Origin of the sequence: Algoriphagus sp. (assembly GCF_024642405.1) — a bacterium.
Taxonomy (GTDB): domain Bacteria; phylum Bacteroidota; class Bacteroidia; order Cytophagales; family Cyclobacteriaceae; genus Algoriphagus.
Window position 1 is genome coordinate 1 of record NZ_JAHEBC010000506.1, and the last position, 2,061, is coordinate 2,061.

3 protein-coding genes and 1 pseudogene are annotated in these 2,061 nt (G+C 33.9%); all 4 read right to left on the bottom strand.

All coding sequences use genetic code 11. The annotated features are described in order from the left end of the window. Window positions 1-321, bottom strand: a pseudogene (locus Q0L68_RS19915) (hypothetical protein); the annotation flags it as partial. Window positions 322-348: 27 nt separating this feature from the next. Then, window positions 349-678 carry a hypothetical protein gene (locus Q0L68_RS19920; protein WP_296705990.1) on the bottom strand — a complete coding sequence of 110 codons (330 nt, stop codon included), beginning with the start codon at window positions 676-678 and terminating at the stop codon, window positions 349-351. A gap of 273 nt (window positions 679-951) precedes the next feature. After that, complete coding sequence (locus tag Q0L68_RS19925) at window positions 952-1,170, bottom strand: PepSY-associated TM helix domain-containing protein (RefSeq protein ID WP_366938429.1); 219 nt, start codon at window positions 1,168-1,170, stop codon at window positions 952-954. Window positions 1,171-1,265: 95 nt separating this feature from the next. Next, a partial coding sequence (locus tag Q0L68_RS19930) for a VCBS repeat-containing protein (protein WP_296705991.1) occupies window positions 1,266-2,061 on the bottom strand: 796 nt, incomplete at its 5' end.

Sequence of the window (2,061 nt, forward strand, 5' to 3'; positions counted from 1 at the left end):
AAATGAAGGTGTCATCATTTCCTTCATTGTCATGGACCCAAATGTCAAATGAACATGATTGTCTATCAAACCGGGCATTAATGTTTTTCCCTGCCCATTTATTACCAAGAGATTTGTTTGGGTTTCAAAAGTTGAGGAACTGATATCTGCTATTTTGTTACCAACAATCAAAACGTTTACAGGAGCACTTAACTCGGAAGAATAGCCATCAAACACTCTTACGTTTTCAAAAACTATCTTAGAAATTTCCTGAGCAAAGGTTTTCATCTCAACAATGAAAAAGAAAAAAATCAGGCATAATGAAAATGGTACTTTCTTCATAGCTAATTGTTTAAATCTTGAAAATAATTATAATGTAAAAAGTGTCTGTAGCAATTTGATAATACCTCCGCTAAAAGATAGAATCACCCCGTAAATAAATAGTCTGAGTGTTTTTCCATAATATATTTCGGGAAATTCTTTGTTATAATTATGGTTTAAGATCCTGAAAAGAGTTATGATGAGAAAAATGATCCCGCTTGCGATGAATGTTAAAATGAGGATGGAAAGAAGGTTATTGTTGTTTCCACGCTTGACTAAATCTGTTGTAAAATTCAAAACGAAGCCTAAAATGATTCCTGCAGCAGTGACCATAGGTTGCCGATAATTAAATAATTGATCTTTATTATCATTCTTCATAGGTCAAAGCAATTTGATCAGCGAAATCATAAAAAATTTTTGAGGTACCAAAAATTTAATTAATCTATAGAAACTTATTTTTGTTAAAAAATAGATCAGATGAATCTTATATTATTTCTAAGTTAACTTTAAATAAACTATTTATCACGTTGAATTCAAATTTAAAGCTCAAAGGGCGTGAAAATCCCAATTTTTTGATCTTGCTTGTTTACATAACTAATTTTTGAAGTATTAGTTAACTCAACAAATTTCTTTCAAAAGATTTTGACTCAATTAATTTACTGAATTCTGTTTCCTTTTATTAAGCCAAATCAAAAATCCGGTTATCGTAAAGGAAGCACCGATTAATGGAGCTAAACAAACGAGAGTTTTTCCCGGAAGTCTCAGGATGCTACCAAAGTGGATTTCGTAAACCAATCCATTTATTTTTTTAAAACTACTTCTGTCTTGTGATACCTCATTTTGAAACTTCCCTAAAATGATCTCTACAATATATTGGTCATGGTACTAACGACTGAATGGCTATTCTTATAGTCAATTCAATTAAAGGAAATCGCTACTAGGATTGTCAGCTTCCTTTGATTTCCTCAATTCTCATTCTCCAAAATCAAAACACTTGGTAATTCTTTAATCCCTCGCATGATCAGTTTAGTGTATTCCAGGGTATTGTGTAAATAGGAACCAAGGACAATATCCTTATCACCATCTCCATCTAAATCTCCCACATCCATAGTCATCCATTTTCCAAAAGCAGCCTCAGGAATGAATTTGGGTTGAAAAGTCATATTGCCCTTATTTTCAAAAAGTAAAAATTGGGCCTCAGGATTTTCAAGTTCATCGTAAAAAGCAATCGTGGCCAAATCCAAATCTCCATCCTGATCAAAGTCTAAAGTCATGGCTTTGGCAGCGCCATACTGAGGATAGAACCAAGCTTCCTCAAATGTGCCATCTTTCTTATTTTCATAAATTCGAAACCCATGAAAGGGTTTGGCAACAGCTGAGTAATCCCAATTATCTCCATTGCTATAAAGGATATCTAATGATCCATCTCCATTGAAATCCTGTAATTCAAAATAACTGGAACCCATCACCGGAGAAAACCGAAGTAAGATTTCTTCAAAATCGAATTGGCCATTTCCCTGATTGTAAAAAACGGAAATTCGTTCGTTACCTTGGCAAAAGAGGGCTACGACATCCAACCTTCCATCTTTATTCAAATCGGCAATTTCTAATTTTCTAGCTCCCGCTCCACCGAGTTTAATGGGTTCTGAGTTTAGATTTCCATCTGGATAGATTGAAATATTCCCACCATGATGCCCGTAATTGCAAAGTAAAAAATCAGCTTTTCCATCTTTTTCTAAATCCTCCCAAATCCCAAAAACC

What these genes read in the sequence shown, in the direction of transcription:
- Q0L68_RS19920 (WP_296705990.1), bottom strand. Translation starts at nt 678, where the DNA reads ATGAAGAATGATAATAAAGATCAATTATTTAATTATCGGCAACCTATG.